The sequence below is a fragment of the Nonomuraea gerenzanensis genome, from assembly GCF_020215645.1.
In the GTDB taxonomy this organism is placed as follows: Bacteria; Actinomycetota; Actinomycetes; order Streptosporangiales; family Streptosporangiaceae; genus Nonomuraea; species Nonomuraea gerenzanensis.
Genome location: NZ_CP084058.1, coordinates 1,385,317 through 1,404,287, shown reverse-complemented (window position 1 = coordinate 1,404,287; position 18,971 = coordinate 1,385,317). Strand labels below are relative to the sequence as shown.

General features: G+C 69.2%; 18 protein-coding genes and 1 other RNA gene. 6 read left to right on the top strand and 13 right to left on the bottom strand.

Annotated features, from left to right (window positions below; all coding sequences use genetic code 11):
- Positions 1-3: 3 nt before the first annotated feature.
- The 8 genes from LCN96_RS07070 to ftsE all read right to left on the bottom strand — a co-directional run bounded on the left by LCN96_RS07070 (position 4) and on the right by ftsE (position 6,719).
- Entirely contained in the window at positions 4-1,107 is a 1,104-nt protein-coding gene (locus LCN96_RS07070; RefSeq protein WP_225271768.1) for a hypothetical protein, read from the bottom strand.
- On the bottom strand, positions 1,104-1,448 hold the full coding sequence (locus LCN96_RS07065) for a hypothetical protein (protein WP_225271767.1): 345 nt from the start codon (positions 1,446-1,448) through the stop codon (positions 1,104-1,106). The genes LCN96_RS07070 and LCN96_RS07065 overlap by 4 nt, the downstream gene beginning before the upstream one ends.
- Complete coding sequence (locus LCN96_RS07060; RefSeq protein ID WP_225271766.1) at positions 1,445-1,849, bottom strand: YbaB/EbfC family nucleoid-associated protein; 405 nt, start codon at positions 1,847-1,849, stop codon at positions 1,445-1,447. The genes LCN96_RS07065 and LCN96_RS07060 overlap by 4 nt, the downstream gene beginning before the upstream one ends.
- A gap of 172 nt (positions 1,850-2,021) precedes the next feature.
- Positions 2,022-2,405: a transfer-messenger RNA gene (gene ssrA, locus LCN96_RS07055) on the bottom strand.
- A gap of 313 nt (positions 2,406-2,718) precedes the next feature.
- Complete coding sequence (locus LCN96_RS07050) at positions 2,719-4,575, bottom strand: penicillin-binding transpeptidase domain-containing protein (protein WP_225271765.1); 1,857 nt, start codon at positions 4,573-4,575, stop codon at positions 2,719-2,721.
- A gap of 19 nt (positions 4,576-4,594) precedes the next feature.
- Positions 4,595-5,062 carry an SsrA-binding protein SmpB gene (gene smpB / locus LCN96_RS07045; protein ID WP_225271764.1) on the bottom strand — a complete coding sequence of 156 codons (468 nt, stop codon included), beginning with the start codon at positions 5,060-5,062 and terminating at the stop codon, positions 4,595-4,597.
- A gap of 47 nt (positions 5,063-5,109) precedes the next feature.
- A complete protein-coding gene (gene ftsX / locus LCN96_RS07040) occupies positions 5,110-6,009 on the bottom strand; it encodes a permease-like cell division protein FtsX (protein WP_225271763.1) in 900 nt (299 codons plus the stop codon).
- Between the two features lie 20 nt (positions 6,010-6,029).
- On the bottom strand, positions 6,030-6,719 hold the full coding sequence (gene ftsE, locus LCN96_RS07035; protein ID WP_043620538.1) for a cell division ATP-binding protein FtsE: 690 nt from the start codon (positions 6,717-6,719) through the stop codon (positions 6,030-6,032).
- A 244-nt stretch (positions 6,720-6,963) separates the two neighbouring features.
- Here ftsE and LCN96_RS07030 point away from each other — a divergent pair, with 244 nt between their 5' ends.
- Positions 6,964-7,113 carry a hypothetical protein gene (locus LCN96_RS07030; protein ID WP_225271762.1) on the top strand — a complete coding sequence of 50 codons (150 nt, stop codon included), beginning with the start codon at positions 6,964-6,966 and terminating at the stop codon, positions 7,111-7,113.
- Between the two features lie 25 nt (positions 7,114-7,138).
- Here the strand turns inward: LCN96_RS07030 and prfB are convergent, their stop codons facing one another.
- A complete protein-coding gene (prfB, locus tag LCN96_RS07025) occupies positions 7,139-8,254 on the bottom strand; it encodes a peptide chain release factor 2 (RefSeq protein WP_225271761.1) in 1,116 nt (371 codons plus the stop codon).
- Positions 8,255-8,301: 47 nt separating this feature from the next.
- Here prfB and LCN96_RS07020 point away from each other — a divergent pair, with 47 nt between their 5' ends.
- From LCN96_RS07020 to LCN96_RS07010, 3 genes are read left to right on the top strand one after another with little or no spacing between them, the layout of a single operon-like run.
- A complete protein-coding gene (locus LCN96_RS07020) occupies positions 8,302-9,324 on the top strand; it encodes a hypothetical protein (RefSeq protein ID WP_225271760.1) in 1,023 nt (340 codons plus the stop codon).
- Positions 9,325-9,368: 44 nt separating this feature from the next.
- Positions 9,369-9,596 carry a hypothetical protein gene (locus tag LCN96_RS07015; RefSeq protein WP_225271759.1) on the top strand — a complete coding sequence of 76 codons (228 nt, stop codon included), beginning with the start codon at positions 9,369-9,371 and terminating at the stop codon, positions 9,594-9,596.
- Positions 9,593-10,075 carry a Clp protease N-terminal domain-containing protein gene (locus tag LCN96_RS07010; protein WP_225271758.1) on the top strand — a complete coding sequence of 161 codons (483 nt, stop codon included), beginning with the start codon at positions 9,593-9,595 and terminating at the stop codon, positions 10,073-10,075. The genes LCN96_RS07015 and LCN96_RS07010 overlap by 4 nt, the downstream gene beginning before the upstream one ends.
- A gap of 60 nt (positions 10,076-10,135) precedes the next feature.
- Here the strand turns inward: LCN96_RS07010 and LCN96_RS07005 are convergent, their stop codons facing one another.
- The 4 genes from LCN96_RS07005 to LCN96_RS06990 all read right to left on the bottom strand — a co-directional run bounded on the left by LCN96_RS07005 (position 10,136) and on the right by LCN96_RS06990 (position 16,691).
- Positions 10,136-15,010: an NAD-glutamate dehydrogenase gene (locus LCN96_RS07005; protein ID WP_225271757.1), complete on the bottom strand. Its 4,875-nt coding sequence runs from the start codon at positions 15,008-15,010 to the stop codon at positions 10,136-10,138.
- A gap of 37 nt (positions 15,011-15,047) precedes the next feature.
- Entirely contained in the window at positions 15,048-15,851 is an 804-nt protein-coding gene (locus tag LCN96_RS07000; protein WP_225271756.1) for a tryptophan 2,3-dioxygenase, read from the bottom strand.
- Between the two features lie 85 nt (positions 15,852-15,936).
- Complete coding sequence (locus LCN96_RS06995) at positions 15,937-16,137, bottom strand: zf-HC2 domain-containing protein (protein ID WP_225271755.1); 201 nt, start codon at positions 16,135-16,137, stop codon at positions 15,937-15,939.
- Entirely contained in the window at positions 16,137-16,691 is a 555-nt protein-coding gene (locus LCN96_RS06990; RefSeq protein WP_206067967.1) for a sigma-70 family RNA polymerase sigma factor, read from the bottom strand. Before LCN96_RS06990 ends, LCN96_RS06995 begins: the two co-directional genes overlap by 1 nt.
- A 108-nt stretch (positions 16,692-16,799) precedes the next feature.
- Between LCN96_RS06990 and LCN96_RS06985 the strand changes: the two genes are divergently transcribed.
- Entirely contained in the window at positions 16,800-17,447 is a 648-nt protein-coding gene (locus LCN96_RS06985) for a DUF4142 domain-containing protein (RefSeq protein WP_225271754.1), read from the top strand.
- Entirely contained in the window at positions 17,444-18,970 is a 1,527-nt protein-coding gene (locus tag LCN96_RS06980; protein ID WP_225271753.1) for a DUF1996 domain-containing protein, read from the top strand. Before LCN96_RS06985 ends, LCN96_RS06980 begins: the two co-directional genes overlap by 4 nt.
- Position 18,971: the final 1 nt, after the last annotated feature.

Sequence of the window (18,971 nt, the reverse complement as noted above, 5' to 3'; positions counted from 1 at the left end):
CGCTTATCGGGTGTAGTCGAGGGGTCCGTCGTTGAACAGCTTGAACGGGCCGTTGAGGATCGCCCGCTCCAGCCCCTGCCGGTGCTCGTAGACGATGTCACCGCCGTCGGCGCCGTAGCCGGTGAAGTCGTTCGCACCGTAGGTGGCGCGGGCGTCCTCCTCGTAGCCGAGCTGGGCGCCGAAGCGGTAGGCCGCCCGGTTGGCCGCCTCCTCCTCCCGGCCGCGCGCCTCGGCGTACTCGCCCGTGTCCATCCCGAGGGGGCTCGGGGCCCAGCGGCTCTTGGCGATCTCGACCTGCCGGACGAACTCCCCCGCCATGGCCTCGGGCGTGGACCAGTCGGCGCCGCCGATCTGGATGACGTTGAGGTTGCGGTTGTAGCCGGAGCCGTACTGGTTCTGCCCGTTCTGGTACAGGGTCGTGATGCCGTGCTCCTCGGCGTAGGCGAGCGCCGCCCGTCCCTCCGGCGTCTGCTTCAGCACCAGCTCGGCCTCCTCGCGGGCGCGGGAGTTGTCGTCGAACGGGTTGAGCGAGAGCGTCTCGGCCGCCACCAGGACCGTCTGCATGCCCGGCACGATCAGGCCGCGGGCGAGCATGCGCTTGGCGAGCTGCAGGGCGGCGACCGCGTTCGAGCCGATGTTCCGCTCGATCTGGGCCAGGGTGGCCTGGAGTGCCTTGCGCGTCCCCATGATCCGCATCCTGCTGAAGAACGCGCCCAGCGCCGGGCCGAGCGCGAACCCCCGGATGATCGACAGCAGCAGCGCGATGAGCGCCAGCACGACGACGTACTTCCACACCGTGCGGAACACCACGACCGCGGTCGTCCCGGTGCCGACCAGGGCGTTGGCCAGCGCCCCGTCGCTCATCCGCTCCTCGGTGCCGCTCCATGAGCTCTCGAAGACGGAGACGTCGCCGCTGTGGTTGCCCGACGCCCGCACCTGGGAGACGGCCGAGGCCGACTCCGCCTGGCCGCCCTGTGTGGCGGCGGCGAGGTCCAACCAGGAGCCGGCTCCGTCCATGCGCCGGGTCTCGTCGGCGCGCGGCCACGGGGCGTCCGAGGCGACCAGCCCGTGCACCGTCCGCAGGCCCGGCGGCAGCTCCCAGCTCAAAGCTCCTCCAGCCCGGTTCGTACGCGCTCGGCCGACTCCAGCCCGGCCTGCTCGGCCCGCGCGTAGTTCTGCTCCGACAGCTCGTTCTTGGCGGCATGGTCGCGCAGCGTCCGCGCCGTGGCGTCGAACGCGCCCCGCACCAGCTCGGTCAGCCCGGCGAACTCGACGTCGAACTGCGCCCCCGGCCGCTCGGGGGCCGCTCCGGCGCCGCCCGCGTACCCGGCCCGGCCCAGCGCGCCGCTCAGCGCCCGCTCCAGCTCGTCCGCCTGGTCCCTGAGCCGGCCCGCGGACACGGCCCGGCTGCCGTGGACGACCCTGATCCCGCTGCCGTCCGCATTCATCGCTGATTCCCCTGCCGCATCAGCCGGTCCAGCCGGGCGGTCAGCTCGTTCGCGGCCAGGAGGATCTCGTTCATGTTGCCGCGGGCGTCGGCCTCGATGTCGCGCAGCATGGCGGTCAGCTCCGGCGTCTCCTGGCGCAGCACGTCGGGGACGGCCTGCATGGCCCGCTCCTGGGCGGCGGCACGGGCCCGCCCGAACGCCTCCCTGACAGCGGCGGCCAGCTCCTCGGACGCCAGCCGCATCGCCCTGGGGTCGATCACCAGCCCCACCAGGTCGCTGGTGCCGTCGACCTCGACCTTGACCAGGCCGCCGGCCGCCGTCGCGACCTCCCGCAGCTCGGCGAACCGGTCCAGGAAGTCGGCCTCGTCCGGGGACGCCATGGGCTCCTCACTTTCGGTCATGCTCGATGGCAAATTCCGGCCATGGAGATCCAACCAGAAGGGGGCGGCGCTCCCCGGAGCTGATCTTGAAAGTTCGCCCACGGTTCACCGGCGGTTCCACCGGAAACGGGGCCGCAAACGCCGAAAACCGCCCCTACCTGCGGCGTTTCCGCAGGTAAGAGGCGGTCTTGAATGGTGGAGGTGGCGGGAATCGAACCCGCGTCCTTCAACCCCAAGTCAGGGCTTCTCCGGGCGCAGCCTGCTGTGTTTTTCTCAGCCCCGGCGATCACGCAGGCGAGTCGCCGACGGGCTCAGCCACTGTTTGATTTCCCGATCGCCCCCGTGGCCGGGTTGATCGGTTGAGCCTTCTAGCGATGCCAGACACCGGGCCGAAGGCACTCCCGGGCTGACAGTGGTTTCGCTACTTAGGCAGCGAGCGCCAGGGAGTCCCTGGCAGCCACAGTGCTCTTGGAATTGGCACTTATAGTTCGCGGTCACAGGATTAACGAGGTTATGTCCGCAGTCCTCGGCCCGCTTCACCTGGCTTGCAAGGTCAAAGTCGAAGCCAGTCACCCCCTGTGCAGTTATCAACACGCCCTCGTCCGGGGACGAGGCTCGCGCATTGATGAATGTACATGGGACAACACCCTCAACGCCAACTTAATTCCCCATGTAGCTGGGGGGACGGCGAAACCCCCGGGAGCGCGGCGCAAAGGCACGCACTCCCGGGGGCCGACCGGCAGGGTCGAGCCGGTCCGGACGGCAGGACTTCCCCCGAGATGAAGTCCTGATCTCATCACGGCGACTGGGACCGCAACCCCCCGAGCGGGCCCAGTCACTAAGAAAGACGCAACCGGACCCCCGGATGGTTGCTCCGCGTCACGACAATTTCACGCCGGGTCGCGCAGCCCCGCGAAGAAGGTGCCGGCCACGGCCGCGGGGTCGTAGTTCTTCGTCAGCACCGCGACGGCCACGTCGCCCTGCCAGCCGACGAACCAGCCCTGCTGGCCGTCCGCGGAGGCCCTGACCCCGTAGACGCGGCCCTTGCCCGCCTGGGCGGGCGTGCCGGCCGCGCCGGCCCGCATCATGCCCACCAGCGCCGCGCGCACCTTCGGGTCCATCGGCACGGGGGCCGGCTGGACGGCCGGGGTGGTCTCGGCGGCCGGGTCGGGTGACTTCGGCGAGGTGACCAGCACCGGCGGGCGCCACGTGCCCGAGCCCACCGCCGCCGCCACCAGCGCCATGCTGAGCGGGCTCATCTGGACGTTCTGGCCCGCGATGGCCTTGGCCTTGTCGGCGTCGCCGGGCAGCGCGGGCAGCGACCCGCTGAACGACTTCAGCGGCAGCCGCCACGGCTGCTCCACGCCGAGCGCCTTGGCACTGCGCTCCAGCTCGTCGGCCGTGACCCGGCGGGCCAGCGAGGCCAGCGCGGTCACGCAGCCCCTGGCGAAGTTCTCCTGGAGGGTGGCCGACGTCGTGACGCCCGTGGACTGCCCGGCGTAGACGAACTTGGCGCCGCCCACCGTGCGCTCCTGCGGGCAGGCCAGCTTCTGCTTGGTGCTGACGCCCTTCTTCAGCAGCGCGTCGGCGGCCACGATGGAGAACGCCGTGCCGGCGGGGAACTTGCCGGCCAGCGCGTCGCGCTCCTGGTGCAGGCCCTTGGTGCTGACCGCGAGGATCTCGCCGGTGTCGCGCTGCACCGCCACCAGCGCGCTGGTGCCGGTGTCGGCCACCGCCCGCTCCGCCGCGGACTGGGTGACCCGGTCGATCGTCGTCTTGACCGAGACGTTCTGCCGGCCCGGCCACTCCTTGAGCTGTGCGACCTGCTGGCCGGTCTTGAGGTCGAGGGTGATCACCTTGGTCTCGGTGGAGCCCGTCAGGTAGTTCTGGTAGGCCTGCTGCAGGCCGTTGCGGCCCACCGAGTCGCCGGCCCGCTGGGGGCCGCCGAGCTTCTGCTCGGTCTCGGGCGTGAGCGCGCTGACGTTGCCGACGAGCTGGCGCGGCGCGTCGGGCTCGACGGGCTGCTTCTGCGGCCGCACCTCCAGCCCGTCGATGGCCGCCAGCTTCGACTGCATCGACAGGTAACGCGAGCGCCCGAACGTGACGAGCTGCACGAAGTCGTCGGGCGGCGAGGACCTGACCCGGCTCAGCAACCGGTCCTGGGCGTAGCCGGTGACCTCCGACAGCTTGGCGACGACCTCCTCGGCCCTGCTGCCGAGCTCGTTGGGGTGCACGCCCGCGACGTAGAGCACGGTGTCGCTCTGCAGCGGGTCGTCGTCCCTGTCGACCACCGGCTGGCGCGGCCTGGGCTCGGTCGCGACCGCGAACCGCTGCCCCTCCTTGAGCTGCGGGTGCAGCACCGAGGGCGACCAGCGCACCTTCCAGCTGCCGTCGACCAGGTGCAGCGGCAACACGCCTTCGTACTGCCACAGGGGGTTGTTCTCGCCCAGATCGACCTCGGCGTGGAAGTCGGCCTTGGACTCCTCGCCGGTCACGCCGATGCTGGTGATCTTGAAGCGGAACGAGGCCGCGTCGAGCTGCAGCTTGGCGTCGGCCAGCGCCTGGCGCACCGTCGCCACGTCGCCGTCGGTGCGGCCTGCGGCCAGGTCGTAGTCCTCCGTCTGCCAGCCCACGAGGAAGTCGCGCACCGCGTCGTGCGGTGACGGCTCCTCGAAGCAGCCGGTCAGCGTGGTGCTCGCGACCGCCAGGGTGACGGTCGCGGCCAAGGTGCGGCGGGCGCGTCTCATCGGTTGCGGTGTCACACTCTCATCGGTTGCGGTGCCGCATTGCCCGGGCCATCTCCCGCTTGGCCTGCTGCTCCGCCAGCGCCTGCCGCTTGTCCCAGTCTTTCTTGCCCCGGGCCACGGCGATCTCGACCTTGGCCCTGCCGTCCTTGAAGTAGAGCGTCAGCGGCACGATCGTCAGCCCGCCCTCCTTCGTCGCGGCGGCGAGCTTGTCGATCTCCTTGCGGTGCAGCAGCAGCTTGCGCTTGCGGCGCGCCGCGTGGTTGGTCCACGTGCCCTGTGAGTATTCGGGAATGTGGACGTTGAGCAGCCACGCTTCGTTGCCGTCGATGCTGGCGTAGCCGTCGGCGAGCGAGGCGCGGCCCTCGCGTAGCGACTTGACCTCGGTGCCCTGCAGCACGAGACCCGCCTCGAAAGTGTCCTCGACGTGGTAGTCGTGCCGAGCACGTTTGTTCTGGGCGATGACCTTCCGCCCGGTCTCACGTGGCATGCTTCGACTTTACCGGCGACCGGGGCGGTCACGACCCAAGCGCACCCCTACACCCTGAGGTAGCGGCGCAGCGTCACGAACGAGGCCAGGATACAGATCACGACGCCGATGACCATGGTGAGCGTGATCGTCTGAGCCAGGTCGTTCCAGCCGAGCCCCGTGCCGAAGAACTTGACGACCTCGTCGAACAGGAACACCTTCGCCAGGATCAGGATGACCGCGGCGAACACCCCGCCGACCAGGCCGGCGATGACGCCCTCCATGACGAAGGGGAGCTGGATGTAGAGGTTGGAGGCGCCCACCAGCCGCATGATGCCCGTCTCCCTGCGCCGGTTGAACGCCGACAGCCGCACCGTGTTGCCGATCAGCAGGGCGGCCGCCAGCACCAGCACGACGGCCACCGCGAGCGCGGCGAAGGCCAGCGTGTTGAGCAGGCTGAAGAACGGGGAGATGAGCTGCTTCTGGTCCATCACCTGCGCCACGCCGGGCTGGCCCTTCATGGCGTCGATGACGGGCTGGTAGTTGTCGGGGTCCTCCAGGCTGATCCTGAACGACTGGGGCAGATCCTCGACCTTGGTGGCGTCGACGAGGGCCTTGTTGGACGAGAACGACTGCTTGAAGTTCTCGTACGCGGCGGCCTCGTCCTCGAAGAGCACGCCCTTGACGCCGGGGGTCTGCTGGATGTGCTCCTGGAGGGCCTTGGTCTGCGCGGGCGTGATCGCCTTGCCGTTGCAGGCCGGCATGGCCGTCCCCTTCTTACAGAGGAAGACCGAGATTTCGACCTTGTCGGCCCAGTAGCCGTTCATCAGCCCGACCTGGCTGTTGATCATCAGGCCGACGCCCAGGAGCGCCATGCTGACCGCCACGGTGATGACAACGGCGATCGTCATGGTCAGGTTGCGACGGAGGCCGATCCAGACCTCGGAGAAGATGAAATTCGCCCGCATGTCTTGTCTGCAGCTCCCTGTCAGTACGCCTGGCCGTACACGCCACGCGACTGGTCACGGACGATCTTGCCGTCCTCCAGCTCCACGACACGCTTGCGCATGGAGTCGACGATGGCCGCGTCGTGCGTGGCCATGACGACCGTGGTGCCAGTCCTGTTGATGCGGTCGAGCACCTTCATGATGCCGATGCTCGTCGCGGGGTCGATGTTGCCCGTGGGCTCGTCGGCCAGCAGGATCATCGGCCTGTTGACGAACGCGCGGGCCATGGCGACGCGCTGCTGCTCGCCGCCGGACAGCTCGTCGGGCATGCGGTGGGCCTTGCCCTCCAGGCCGACCAGCTCGACGACCTCGGGCACCACCTTGCGGATGAACCGCCGTGGCTTGCCGATGACCTCGAGGGCGAACGCCACGTTCTCGTAGACGTTCTTGTTCGGGAGCAGCCTGAAGTCCTGGAAGACGCAGCCGATGCGGCGGCGCAGGTGCGGCACCTTGAAGTTGGAGAGGCGGGCCAGGTCCTTGCCGGCGACGTGGATCGCGCCGGAGTTGGGCCGCTCCTCCTTCAGGATCAGACGCAGGAACGTCGACTTGCCTGATCCCGAGGGACCGACGAGGAACACGAACTCGCCCTTGTCCACGTCAACGGATACGTGGTCGAGGGCGGGCCGGTTCTGGTTCGCGTAGACCTTGGTGACATTATCGAAATGGATCACGAGAGCATCACGGCATGCCAGTCTAGGGGTCAGGACGGAAGCGAGGGTGGCACATGCCCACTTCCCGCCACCGGCCGATCGGGGGCGTTGACTTTACTGATGATCGACGTTCCGATTGGCCAGACGACAGTCTAGGGGGAAGACTGGCATGGAACGTCCATAACGGAAACAAAACGATTGTGCGGCTAGACTTGGGGCTGTCATGAGTTGTGAACACCTCGTATGCGCGCAGTGCGCTCACCCCGTGGTCGAGGGGCGCTGCCCCGTCTGCCGCGCCAACAGGGAGCGGATGCACAACCACGGCTTCGCCGGGTTGTCACCCGCCCTCATCGCCCTGCTCCTCGTCGCCCTGCTGCTGCTGACCCTCGCGGCCCAGCACCTGCTCGGCGCCTGACCCGACCCCTCTTCGGCCCGGCCCCCTACTCGGCGCCCGACTCCTGGCGCCGCATCCAGCGGATCTCCGACTCGATGAACTCGTCGAGGTCGCCGTCGAGCACCGCCGACGGGTTGCCCGCCTCCGTGCCCGTGCGCAGGTCCTTGACGATCTGGTACGGGTGCAGCACGTAGTTGCGGATCTGCGTGCCCCAGGAGGTGGTGGAGGCGCCGCGCAGCTCCGACATCTTCTCGGCCTCCTCCTGCCGCTTGCGCTCCAGCAGCTTGGCCTGAAGGACGTTCATGGCCGTCGCGCGGTTCTGCAGCTGTGAGCGCTCGTTCTGGCAGGAGACCACGATGCCGCTCGGCAGGTGCGTGATGCGCACGGCCGAGTCGGTGGTGTTGACGCCCTGGCCGCCGGGGCCGCTGGAGCGGTAGACGTCGACGCGGATCTCGTCCTCGTTGATGTCGATGTGGTCGGTCTGCTCGACGACCGGCACGATGTCGACGCCCGCGAACGAGGTCTGCCGCCGCCCCTGGTTGTCGAACGGGCTGATGCGGACCAGCCGGTGGGTGCCGTGCTCGCCGCGCAGCGTGCCGTACGCGTAGGGCGCCTTGATCGTGAACGTGGCCGACTTGATGCCGGCCTCCTCCGCGTAGGAGGTGTCGTAGACCTCGGTGGCGTAGCCCTTGCGCTCGGCGTAGCGCAGATACATGCGCAGCAGCATCTCGGCCCAGTCGGCCGCGTCTACGCCGCCCGCCTGGGAGTTGATGGTGACGAGCGCCTCGCGGGCGTCGTACTCGCCCGAGAGCAGCGTGCGCACCTCCAGCGCGCCGATGTCGCCCTTCAGCCCCTCGAGCTCCTTGTCGGCCTCTGCGCGCGTGTCGTCGTCGCCCTCCTCGGCCGCCAGCTCGTACAGGACCGTGAGGTCCTCCAGGCGGCGCGCGACGCCGTCCACGCGGTTGAGCTCACCCTGGAGGTGGGAGAGCTTGCTGGTGACCTTCTGGGCCTGCTCAGGGTCGTCCCAGAGGTCGGGCGCGGCAACCTGCTGCTCCAGCTCCGCGATCTGCTTGCGCATCGCGTCGAGGTCGAGCACGTCCTGGATGCTGCGGAGCGTGCCCCGGAGCTCGTTGATCTCTTCTGCCGGATCGATGCCTGCCACGTCTCCCAAGGGTACGCGACCCTCGCGGGCCCGAATAACATGGCGAGGTGCGTGCATACGGTCGGCGAGTGATGCTGGCGCTCGCCGCCGGCCTGCTCGCCGCGGTGACCGCCTGCACGAGCGATGCCCCGCCGTCGTCTTCCAGCCCCGCCGCCGCCCCGGCGAGTCCCTCGCCCTCGGCCGAGCAGCCCGCCGTGACCCTCGTGGAGGCGGGCGGCGAGTTCACCGCCTTCACCCAGACCGACGACCGGCTGCGGCGCGACAGCCCGCTCCAGGGCCGGCTGCTGCAGGTGCAGGACATCACGACGGGCGGGCAGTGGCCGCTCACCCGGGCCGCGTTCCTGTCCAGCGACTTCGCGCCGCCGCGCCACCAGTGGGGCCCGCCCACGCTGTACGTGCCCAGGTTCGTCAGCGGGGTGACCGCGCTCTGGTTCAGCGCCCTGGCGACGCGCGACGGCCGGCCCACGCTGCTGACCTTCGCCAAGTCCGGCGCCGACGGCTGGCGGCTCAGCTCCGCAGCCGAGCTGCTGCCTGGCCAGACGCTCCCGGAGATCAAGCTGGACACCGACGGTTACGCCACGGCGGTGGCGCCTGACGACAAGACCGTCACGATCAGCCCGCAGTTCATCGGCCCCGTGCACGCCAGCGTGGCCGAGACCGGCAAGTCCGGGGTCACGGCGGGGCTGCTGGCGCCCGGGCCGTACACCACCGTGGTGGCCGAGCAGATCGCCAAGTCGCGCACCGACGCCAAGCGCAGGGAGCTGAGCTACGACTCGATCTTCAGCGCCGACAACTACCCGGTCTACGCGCTGCGGACGCAGGACGGCGGCGCGCTGATGCAGTATTCGCTCTCGCGGACCAGCACCACCCGCAACGTGCTGGACAAGACCTACCGGATGATCCCCGTGCCCGCGCAGGCGAGCTGGTTGATCAGCGACCCGACCGTGCCGCTCAGCCTCAAGCTCACCGAGGTCCACCAGTACGCGACCACGGTCCCCCCGCTCACGGCCCCCGCCGCGGCCACCGTGATCGCCCACGACGGGGCACTCACGGGCGCCTCCGGCCAGTGACCGCCTCGTTGACCGTCCCGCATTAGTCAACTACGGTTGCCTACATGCCGGACGTCCCCGCTCCCCAGGATCCCGCCGACGCGCTCGCGGCCGTGGTGGCGCTTCGCCGCCTGGCCGACCAGCTGGAGGACTCCGCGGTCGAGCAGGCGATGCGGGCGGGATGGAGCTGGCCGCAGGTCGCCGAGGCGCTGGGCATCACCCGCCAGGCGGTCCACAAGAAGCACGCCAAGCGGCTCATCGCGGCCGGGGTCACGCTGAGGAGGCGCACGTGAGCACGATCGACCACTACATCAACGCGGTCCTGGAGCGGGGCACGGCCGAGGCGCGCGCGGACGGGTCGGCCACGATCGACGCTCACCACCTCCTGCTGGGCATCGCCGCCGAGCAGGGCGCGGCGGGCCACGCGGTCCTGGCCGAGGCGGGGCTCGACCGCGCGGCGATCAGGGCGGCGCTCGACCGGGAGTTCGAGCACAGCCTGAGCGCCGTCGGCGTCTCCCCCGCCGCGTTCGGCCTGCCCCGGCCGAGCCCCGACCCCGAGCGCCGGCCGGGCGTGGGGGCCTCGGCCCGGCTCGCCCTCGAACGCGGCTTCGCGCACGCCGCGCGCAAGCGTGACCTGCGGCCCGCGCACCTCCTGCTCGGCCTGCTGGAGGCCGAGGTCGGCACCGTCCCCCGGGCGCTCGCCCTGGCGGGGGTGGACCGGGAGGAGCTGGCGGGCCGGGCGCGGGAGGCGGCGGCACAGGAGGACTGGTGAACGCGGGCTGGTGAACGAGGGCTGGTGAACGCCCCGCCCGCCTGGGCGGGGCGTACCGGGTCAGGCCTCCGTGTGCGGGAGGTTGCTGGCCGACACCAGCGTACGGATCGCACGCAACGCGACCGACAGCGTGGCGAGGTCGAAGTTGTCGCTCTCCCAGATCTCCGACAACGTCTGGCGCGCCCGCGACACCGCCGCCGAGTTGGCCTCCGACCACCGGGCCAGCCGCTCCTCGGGAGGCAGCCCCGGCTTGCTGTGGGCCAGCACGTTCCGGGTGAGCGAGGCGTGCGCCGCGTAGAGGTCGTCCCGCAGCGCGGACCGGGCGATCGAGTTCCACCGGTTGTCGCGGGGCAGCGAGATGACCCGCTCCCGCAGCCGGGCGAGCTGCAGCCGGTCGGCCAGGTCGAAGTAGACCTCGGCGACCTCGCTGACCGGCCGTTCCGTCAGCGACGAGATCTCCACCAGGTCCAGCGTCGAGTACGCCGGCACCATCCCGGCCACCCGCTCGGCCAGCTCCAGCGGCACCCCCCGCGCCACGAACGCGTCGCGCCGCTCCTCGTAGGCCGCCAGGTCGGGCCCGGTCAGCAGCTTGGGGATGTGCATGAGCAGCCCGTTGACGCCCTTGACGAAGAAGCTCACGGACCCGGCCAGGTCCAGCGGCGGCCGGCGGTTGACCAGCAGCCACCGGGCGCCGCGCTCGACCAGCTTGCGGGCCTCCAGCAGCATGGCGATCTGCGTGCCCGTGTCGATCTTGTTGTCCAGCTCCTCCACGGCCCGGTAGAAGTCGGGCAGGTCGAAGACCTCCCGCGCCACCAGGTACGCCCGCACGATGTCGGGCGTCGAGGCGCCGGTCTCCTCGCCGAAGCGGAACATGAAGGTGGTGCCCGCCGAGTTGACCAGCTCGTTCACCACGCAGGTGGTGATGATCTCGCGCCGCAGCGGGTGCTCGTCCATGTACGTGCGGAACCGCTCGGGCAGCGCCGACGGGAAGTAGGACACCAGCCACGAGGCCAGGTACGGGTCGTCGGGCAGGTCGGAGGCGAGCAGCTCGGCGTCGGCCACCAGCTTGGTGTAGGCCAGCAGCACGGAGAACTCCGGCGCGGTCAGCCCCAGCCTGGCCTGGCGCCGCTCGGCCAGCGTCTTGTCCGAGGGCAGGAACTCCAGCTCCCGGTTGACCAGCCCGTCGCGCTCCAGCTTGCGCAGGTAGCGGGCGTGGATGTGGAGCATCTCGACGGCCTGCGTGCGGGCGGCGTCGAGGACCACGTTCTGCGCGTGGTTGTCGCGCAGCACGAGGTCGGCCACCTCGTCGGTCATCGAGGTGAAGACCTGGTTGCGCTGCTTGTCGGTCAGCTCGCCGTCGCGGACGACCTGGTCGAGCAGGATCTTGATGTTCACCTCGTGGTCGGAGGTGTCCACCCCGGCCGAGTTGTCGATGAAGTCGGTGTTGACCAGCCCGCCGTTCAGCGCGAACTCGATCCGGGCGAGCTGCGTGAAGCCCAGGTTGCCGCCCTCGCCGATGACCTTGCAGCGCAGCTCGGCGGCGTTCACCCGGAGCGCGTCGTTGGCCTTGTCGCCCACGTCGGAGTGGGACTCGCTGCCCGCCTTGACGTAGGTGCCGATGCCGCCGTTCCAGAGCAGGTCCACCGGGGCCCGCAGGATGGCGCTGATCAGGTCGTTCGGCGCCAGGGACGCGACGCCGGACGGGATGCCGAGCGCCTCGCGCATCTGGGGCGTGATCTGGACGGACTTGGCCGTGCGCGGGAAGACGCCGCCGCCCGCGGAGATCAGCTTGGCGTCGTAGTCCTCCCACGAGCTGCGCGGCAGCTCGAACAGCCGCTGCCGCTCCGCGAACGAGCTTTCCGCGTCGGGCGTGGGGTCCACGAAGATGTGCCGGTGGTCGAACGCGGCGACGAGCCGGATGTGCCTGGACAGCAGCATGCCGTTGCCGAACACGTCGCCCGACATGTCGCCGATGCCGGCCACGGTGAAGTCGGTGCTCTGGACGTCCACGCCCATGGTACGGAAGTGGTACTTGACCGACTCCCAGGCGCCGCGGGCGGTGATGCCCATGGCCTTGTGGTCGTAGCCGACGGAGCCGCCGGAGGCGAAGGCGTCGCCCAGCCAGAAGCCGTACTCCTTGGCCACGCTGTTGGCGATGTCGGAGAAGGTGGCGGTGCCCTTGTCGGCTGCGACCACGAGGTAGGTGTCGTCGCCGTCGTGCCTGACCACGTCGGGCGGCGGCACGACCTTGCCGTCCACGAGGTTGTCGGTGATGTCGAGCAGCCCGGAGATGAACATCCGGTAGCAGGCCACGCCCTCGGCGAGCAGATCCTCCCGTGAACCGGACGTGGGCGGACGCTTTACAACAAATCCGCCCTTGGACCCAGTCGGCACAATAACGGTATTTTTCACCATCTGTGCTTTGACCAGGCCGAGAATCTCCGTACGGAAGTCCTCCATCCGATCCGACCACCGCAACCCGCCGCGCGCCACTTTCCCGAAGCGCAGATGCACACCCTCGACCCGGGGCGAGTACACGAATATCTCGAACTTCGGCCGCGGCAACGGCAGCACGCTGATGGCCTGCGGGTCGAATTTGAGAGATATGTACGGTTTACGCGCTCCATCCACCGTTTGGAAGTAGTTGGTGCGCAATGTCGCCTGAATCATCTCCAGGTACGCCCGCAGGATGCGGTCCTCGTCCAGCGAGGCCACCTCGTCCAGCGACCGCAGGATCTCCTCGTTGAGCGCCTCCACGAGGTCCACCCGCACGTCCTCGCCGCGCCGCGGGTCGAGCTTGGCCTCGAAGAGCCGCACGAGCAGCCGCGCCACCCGCACGTTGTCGCGCAGCACCCGCTCCATGTAGGGCTGGGAGAACGTGCTGCCCGCCTGGCGCAGGTACTTGGCGTAGACCCGCAGGATCTCCACCTGCTCCCAGGTGAGCCCGGCCCGCAGGATCAGCGCGTTGAAGTCGTCGTCCTGCACCCGCCCCTGCCACAGGGCGGCCAGGCCGTCCTGGAAGAGCCGCTTGAAGTCGTTCCTGTCGACCTCCTCGGAGGGCGTGTAACGCAGGCCGAAGTCGTAGATCCAGGCGTTCTTGGTGCCGGGGTCGTTGTCGCGGTCCACCTCGTACGGGCGCTCGTCCACGACCTCCACGCCCAGCCGCTGGATCAGCGGCAGCGCCTGGGACAGCGAGATGGGCGAGCCGACCTTGTAGATCTTCAGCCGCCGCTCGCCCTCCGCCGCGTCGTACGGCTCGTAGAGGTTGATCCCGACCTGCTCGCCGTCGCCCGCCTCGACGAGCTGCTCCAGCCGCCGCAGGTCGACCACGGCCACCTTGGGCGGGAAGTCGGCCTTGTAGCCCTCGGGGAAGGCGGAGGCGTAGCGCCTGATGAGCGTGGGGGCCTCCTCCTCGGAGGTCATCTCGGTCAGCGCGGTGGCCAGGTCGTCCTCCCAGGAGCGGGTGAGGGCGGCCAGGCGCGCCTCCAGCTCCTCCACGTCCACGCTCGGCGGCGGCAGCGGGGTGCCCCGCTCGCCCCTGACGACCACGTGCAGCCGGGCCAGCACCGACTCGCCGATCATCGCGCTGTAGTCGAGCGACTTGCCGCCGAGGGCCTTGAGCAGCACCTCCTGCATCTTCAGCCGCACCTTGGTGGTGTAGCGGTCGCGCGGCAGGTAGATCAGGCAGGAGATGTAGCGGCCGTAGTCGTCGCGCCGCAGGAACAGCTTGACCTGCTTGCGCTCGCGCAGCCGCAGCACGCCCATCGCGATCGGCAGGAGCTGGTCGACCGAGGTCTGGAACAGCTCGTCGCGGGGGAAGGTCTCGAGGATCTCGATCAGGTCCTTGCCGTCGTGGCTGTCGGGGGCCAGCCCGGCCTCGTTCAGCACGCCGGCCAGCTTGCGCCGCAGCACGGGGATGCGGGAGATCGACTCGTTGTAGGCCACGTGGGTGAACAGGCCGAGGAAGCGCCGCTCCCCGATCACCTCGCCCTCCGGCGAGAACAGCTTGACCCCGATGTAGTCGAGATAGGTGGCCCGGTGCACGGTGGCCCTGGAGTTGGCCTTGGTGATGATCATGAGCTGCTTCTCGCGCGCCTTGGCCCGCACCTCGGCGGGCAGTGCGGCGAAGCTCCCCGAGCCCACCTTGTCGTCGCGCAGGATGCCCAGCGCGGCCCCGGGCAGCGCGCGCAACGTCTCGCCCTCGTCGGTGTCCTCCAGGCGGTACTCGCGGTAGCCGAGGAAGGTGAAGTGCCCGTCGGCGAGCCAGCGCAGCAGGTCGATGCTGTCCTCGACCTCCGCGGGCTCCAGCGGCGGCGGGTTCATGCTCAGGTCTTCGGCGGTCTGGACGGCCAGCGCCCGCATCTTCCTGAAGTCCTCGACCGAGTGGCGCACGTCGGTGAGCACCCGCTGCAGGTCGGCCTCGATCGCCTTGAGCGCCCCGGGGTCGGACTGGCGGTCGATCTCGATGTGGATCCACGACTCCACCAGCATCTGGCCGGTGACGTCCTCCTGGCCGCGGCCGAGCATCCGGCCCGTCATGTCGCGGCGCACCCTCATCTGGGGGTGGACCACCAGGTGCACGCCGAGGTCGTGCCGGTCGAGCTCCATCGTGACCGAGTCGACCAGGAACGGCATGTCGTCGGTGACCACCTCGACCACCGAGTGGCCCGGGTCCCAGCCGTTCTCGTCCAGCGTCGGGGTGTAGGCCCGCACCACGGCCCTGCCCTGGGGGCGCACCTCGGCGAGCTGCCGCTGGGACATCGCGGGTCCGTAGACGTCAACGGGGTTGCGGTCGAGCAGGTCCTCCGGTGCGACATGCCGGTAGTAGAAGCGCAGGAAGGACAGGGCCTCCTCGGGGCTCACATGGTCACTGCCCACCGCGCAGCTCTCGGCGGCTCGCTGGAGCAGCTCATCCTTGGCCTCGTCGAGCGGCATATCGCTCTCACTCCTTTGTGAGGGTTTGCCAACGTGTTCATAGCCAGGCCCTAAGTTCCCACAGCAGCGGGAAGTAGTGCAGGCGGGTTCTACCGCGCAGGTAGGGGGCGCCGGTCGAGCCGCCTGTGCCCGACTTGGTGCCGATCTGGCGTTCGACCATCTGGACATGACGCATCCGCCACAACGCGGCGGTCTCGTCGTGCGTCAGCAGGTCTTCGGCCAGTTGCCACAGGTCGTCGTAGGACCCGCGGTTTCTCGCCACGGCCAGCAGCGAGGCCATGATCTCGTCGTCGGAGACCGGCAGGCCACGCCGGGAGAGGGCTGTCAGATAAGCATCCCACAGCGTGGGCTCGGCCAGCCTGCGGCGCAGCCGGGCCAGTTCCTCCTCCGAGACGTGCCGGAACGAGCCGAGATACCGCTCGTCGCGCAGCCCTGACAGGAACTCCAGCTCCCGGAACTGCACCGACTGGAACCCGCTGGCGGGCGCCAGCTTGGCGCGGAACTCCATGAAGTCCTGAGGCGTCATCGTCTCCAGGACCTCGACCTGCTCGATCAGCACCCGCTCGACCGCGTGCACCCGTTTGAACAGGTGCCTGGCCTTCCACAGCTCGCCCTCGAACATCGCCTCGCGCGCGCTCTCCAGCTCGTGGAGCAGCAGCTTGAACCACAGCTCGTAGACCTGGTGGATGGTGATGAAGAGCAGCTCGTCGGGTGCCTGCGACTGCGGCTGCTGCTGGGCGAGCAGCTCGGGCAGGCAGAGGTAGCCGCCGTACGACAGCCGACCGCCTTCCTCGCCGAACTGCCGGCGCGGGGGACCGGAAGCATCACCGTCGATGCCCACCGAACACCTCCCCCTGACCGCCCGGCCACGCGGAGCCGGGCGCAACGCCTTACCTAATCGATACCACCCGAAAAGGGGACAGACGTCAACGTGACATCGACATCGGGGGATCGTCGCCGGAAGTCGAGGAGGGGTCGTGCTTGAGCTCGTCGAGCTGTTCCGGCAGCTCGGCCAGCTCAATCAGCTCCGCCTGGCACTGCTCACACGAGTCGAGGTGGCGTTCGAAGGCCTCATGCTCCTCATCATCGAGGACGCCGAGGACGTAGGCGGCCACCCCGTCATGCATCAGCCGGCTACCCCCTTGTCCCGCAGCAGCTCACGGAGAGCCCGGATGCCGTAGTAGAGCCGGGACTTCACCGTGCCCGGCGGGATCCCCAGAATCTCCGCCGCTTCACTTATCGTACGGTCTCGAAGGTAGGTCTGCTCAATGACTTCGCGGTGTTCTTCAGACAGGGACCGCAGCGCGTCCGCGACGACCATCGCCGATAAGGCGCGCTCCGATCCATCGGGCACCGACATCATGTCGACTTCAGGTGGCTCGACCTCCTGCGGCCGGACACTCTTCCGCCGACGACCATCAATGACTATGCGACGGGCCACTGTCAGCAGCCACGCCCAGATGAGGCTCGGTTCCCATTGCAGTCTTGCCGAGTTACGCCAAGCTCTGACGATCGTCTCCTGCACGACGTCTTCAGCCCACTGAAGGTCGTTACCTGTTGATTTGCGTACGTGGCGCAGCAGAGGGCCGCCGAACTCCTGGTAAAGCACCGCGATGCGATGCTCCGCCTCGGCATCCGCACTCTCGAACCTGCCGTCGAGGTGACCTAGCACGGGGCACATCTTTACACCTTCGTTATCCAAGCGGTAGCCACTCCGATAACTCCAGTCATTTCTAACTATTCCCGGCCATGCGTGAACCTGGACCGAGACGGCCGCGTACCTCCGACCATGCACAGGCTTTTGCGCGGCGAGTTGTTCATGCTCGGCGGCTTCGTGGTTGCCGCCGCCGTGACGATCGCGCTGGTCATGCCGCCGGCGATCGATCCCGCGGCCGCCCAGTGGACGCAGACCTCATCAGGGCCGCTCACGGCCGCTGATCGCGATCTGCTGATCAAGGTACGTCAGGCGGGCCTCTGGGAGATGCCCGTCGGCGAGTACGCCCAGACCCGCGCCGAGTCCCAGCGTGTGAAGGAAGTCGGCAAGCTGATCATGGAAGAGCACATGGAGCTCGACCTGATCACCCGCCAGACCGCGAAGAAGCTCGGCGTGGCACTGCCCGACGAGCCCAACGCCGACCAGCAGAGCTGGATGGCCCAGCTCGCGGCGGAGAGCGGGCCGGCCTTCGACAAGGACTTCGCGAACCTGTTGCGTGCCGCGCACGGCAAGGTCTTCACCGTCGTGGCGGGCGTACGGTCCGGGACGCGCAACGCCGAGATCAGGAAGTTCGCCCAGGAAGGCATCAACTACGTGATGCGCCACATGGGTTACCTCGAATCCACCGGTCTGGTCGATCACAGCCAGTTGCCCGAACCCCCGACGCCCTCACCCGCTCCACCCGTCGCACTGGCGGTTGAAAAGAGGAGACACACATCATGAGATCCAGACGCATGGCCGCGGCCGTGACCACCCTGGCGGTGGTGGCGAGCGGCCTGGTGTCCGCGGCCGTCATCGGCGTCGGCCCGGTTCTGGCCGACCACTGCGATCCGGCGGAGGCCACCCAGTCACCTCAGGCGAGCCAGACCCAGCAGCCGAACCAGAACCGCAACCAGGACCAGAACCAGGACCAGGGCCAGCAACAGGATCAGGACCAGCAGGGACAGCAACAGGACCAGCAGACCGACCAGAACAACCAGCAGAACGACCAGCAGCAGAACGACCAGCAGAACGACCAGCAGGGCACCGGCCAGAACGGCGACCAGCAGGGCGACGACCAGCAGGCTCCCCAGGGCGGCGGCATCGCGCTGCTCGACCCGGCCCAGTCCCCCGACGGCACCGGCGACAACGGCACCGGCGACAACGGCACCGGCGACGCCGCCGACCCTGACGCCGGCAACACCGAGGCCGACAACCCCGAGGCCGCGCCGGAGGAGACGGCGAACACCTTCGGGCGCCGCCGCGGCGGCAACCAGTCCACCCGCACCCCCACCCCGAGCCCCAGCCAGACCCAGAGCCCCACCGCCTCGCCCACCGCCTCGCCCACCGGCTCGGCCTCGCCCTCGCCCACCGCGACGGGCGGCGAGGAGGAGCAGTGCGCCGACCTGGGCCCGTTCCCCGAGGACTTCGTCGACATCCGGCAGGTCGGGCGGGTGAACAACAACGTGCGCTTCAACAGGAACGGCTCGCGCGGCACGTTCGTCTCCCGCTGCGGGACCAACCAGAACGGCCACAACAACCCGGACAACTTCATCGTCGCGCCGGGTGTGAGCAACGGTGCGCACCACCTGCACGACTACGTGGGCAACCTGTCGACGGACGCCTTCTCCACCGACGAGAGCCTCGCCGCCGCGGGGACGACCTGCCAGCGGGGCGACCTGTCCACCTACTTCTGGCCGGTCCTCAGGGACCGCAGGTCGGACGCGAACGCCAGTGACCCGGACGGCAACGTCGGCCAGGTGCTGCGGGCCCGCGCCGTGTCCCTGGAGTTCCGCGGCAACCCCAGCTCGAGGGTCGTGGCCATGCCGAGGTTCCTCAGGCTGATCACCGGCGACGCCAAGGCCGCGACGAACGGCGGGGCCAACGCCAAGGCGGCCTGGACCTGCACGGGATTCCAAAATCGCATAACTACCGATAAATATCCGCTTTGCCCGCGCGGCAGCCAGGTCGTTCGTATCCTGGACTTCCCCAGCTGCTGGGACGGTCAGAACACCGACAGCGCCAATCACCGCACGCACGTGGTCTTCCCCGGCCAGGGCGGCGCCTGTCCGCAGGGCACCAGGGCGATTCCGCAGCTCCGCATGACCCTCACGTACTCCGTGCCGCAGGGTCCGTCCTTCGCCTTGGACGCCTTCCCGGAACAGAAGCACAACCCGGTCACCGACCACGCGGACTTCGCCAACGTGATGCCCGACCGGCTGATGCAGTTCGTCGTCTCATGCATCAACCGTGGCCGCCGTTGCTGAT

What these genes read in the sequence shown, in the direction of transcription:
- LCN96_RS07065 (WP_225271767.1), bottom strand. Translation starts at nt 1,448, where the DNA reads ATGAATGCGGACGGCAGCGGGATCAGGGTCGTCCACGGCAGCCGGGCC.
- LCN96_RS07060 (WP_225271766.1), bottom strand. Translation starts at nt 1,849, where the DNA reads ATGACCGAAAGTGAGGAGCCCATGGCGTCCCCGGACGAGGCCGACTTC.
- LCN96_RS07050 (WP_225271765.1), bottom strand. Translation starts at nt 4,575, where the DNA reads ATGAGACGCGCCCGCCGCACCTTGGCCGCGACCGTCACCCTGGCGGTC.
- smpB (WP_225271764.1), bottom strand. Translation starts at nt 5,062, where the DNA reads ATGCCACGTGAGACCGGGCGGAAGGTCATCGCCCAGAACAAACGTGCT.
- ftsX (WP_225271763.1), bottom strand. Translation starts at nt 6,009, where the DNA reads ATGCGGGCGAATTTCATCTTCTCCGAGGTCTGGATCGGCCTCCGTCGC.
- LCN96_RS07015 (WP_225271759.1), top strand. Translation starts at nt 9,369, where the DNA reads ATGCCGGACGTCCCCGCTCCCCAGGATCCCGCCGACGCGCTCGCGGCC.
- LCN96_RS07005 (WP_225271757.1), bottom strand. Translation starts at nt 15,010, where the DNA reads ATGCCGCTCGACGAGGCCAAGGATGAGCTGCTCCAGCGAGCCGCCGAG.
- LCN96_RS06995 (WP_225271755.1), bottom strand. Translation starts at nt 16,137, where the DNA reads ATGCATGACGGGGTGGCCGCCTACGTCCTCGGCGTCCTCGATGATGAG.
- LCN96_RS06990 (WP_206067967.1), bottom strand. Translation starts at nt 16,691, where the DNA reads ATGTGCCCCGTGCTAGGTCACCTCGACGGCAGGTTCGAGAGTGCGGAT.
- LCN96_RS06985 (WP_225271754.1), top strand. Translation starts at nt 16,800, where the DNA reads ATGCACAGGCTTTTGCGCGGCGAGTTGTTCATGCTCGGCGGCTTCGTG.
- LCN96_RS06980 (WP_225271753.1), top strand. Translation starts at nt 17,444, where the DNA reads ATGAGATCCAGACGCATGGCCGCGGCCGTGACCACCCTGGCGGTGGTG.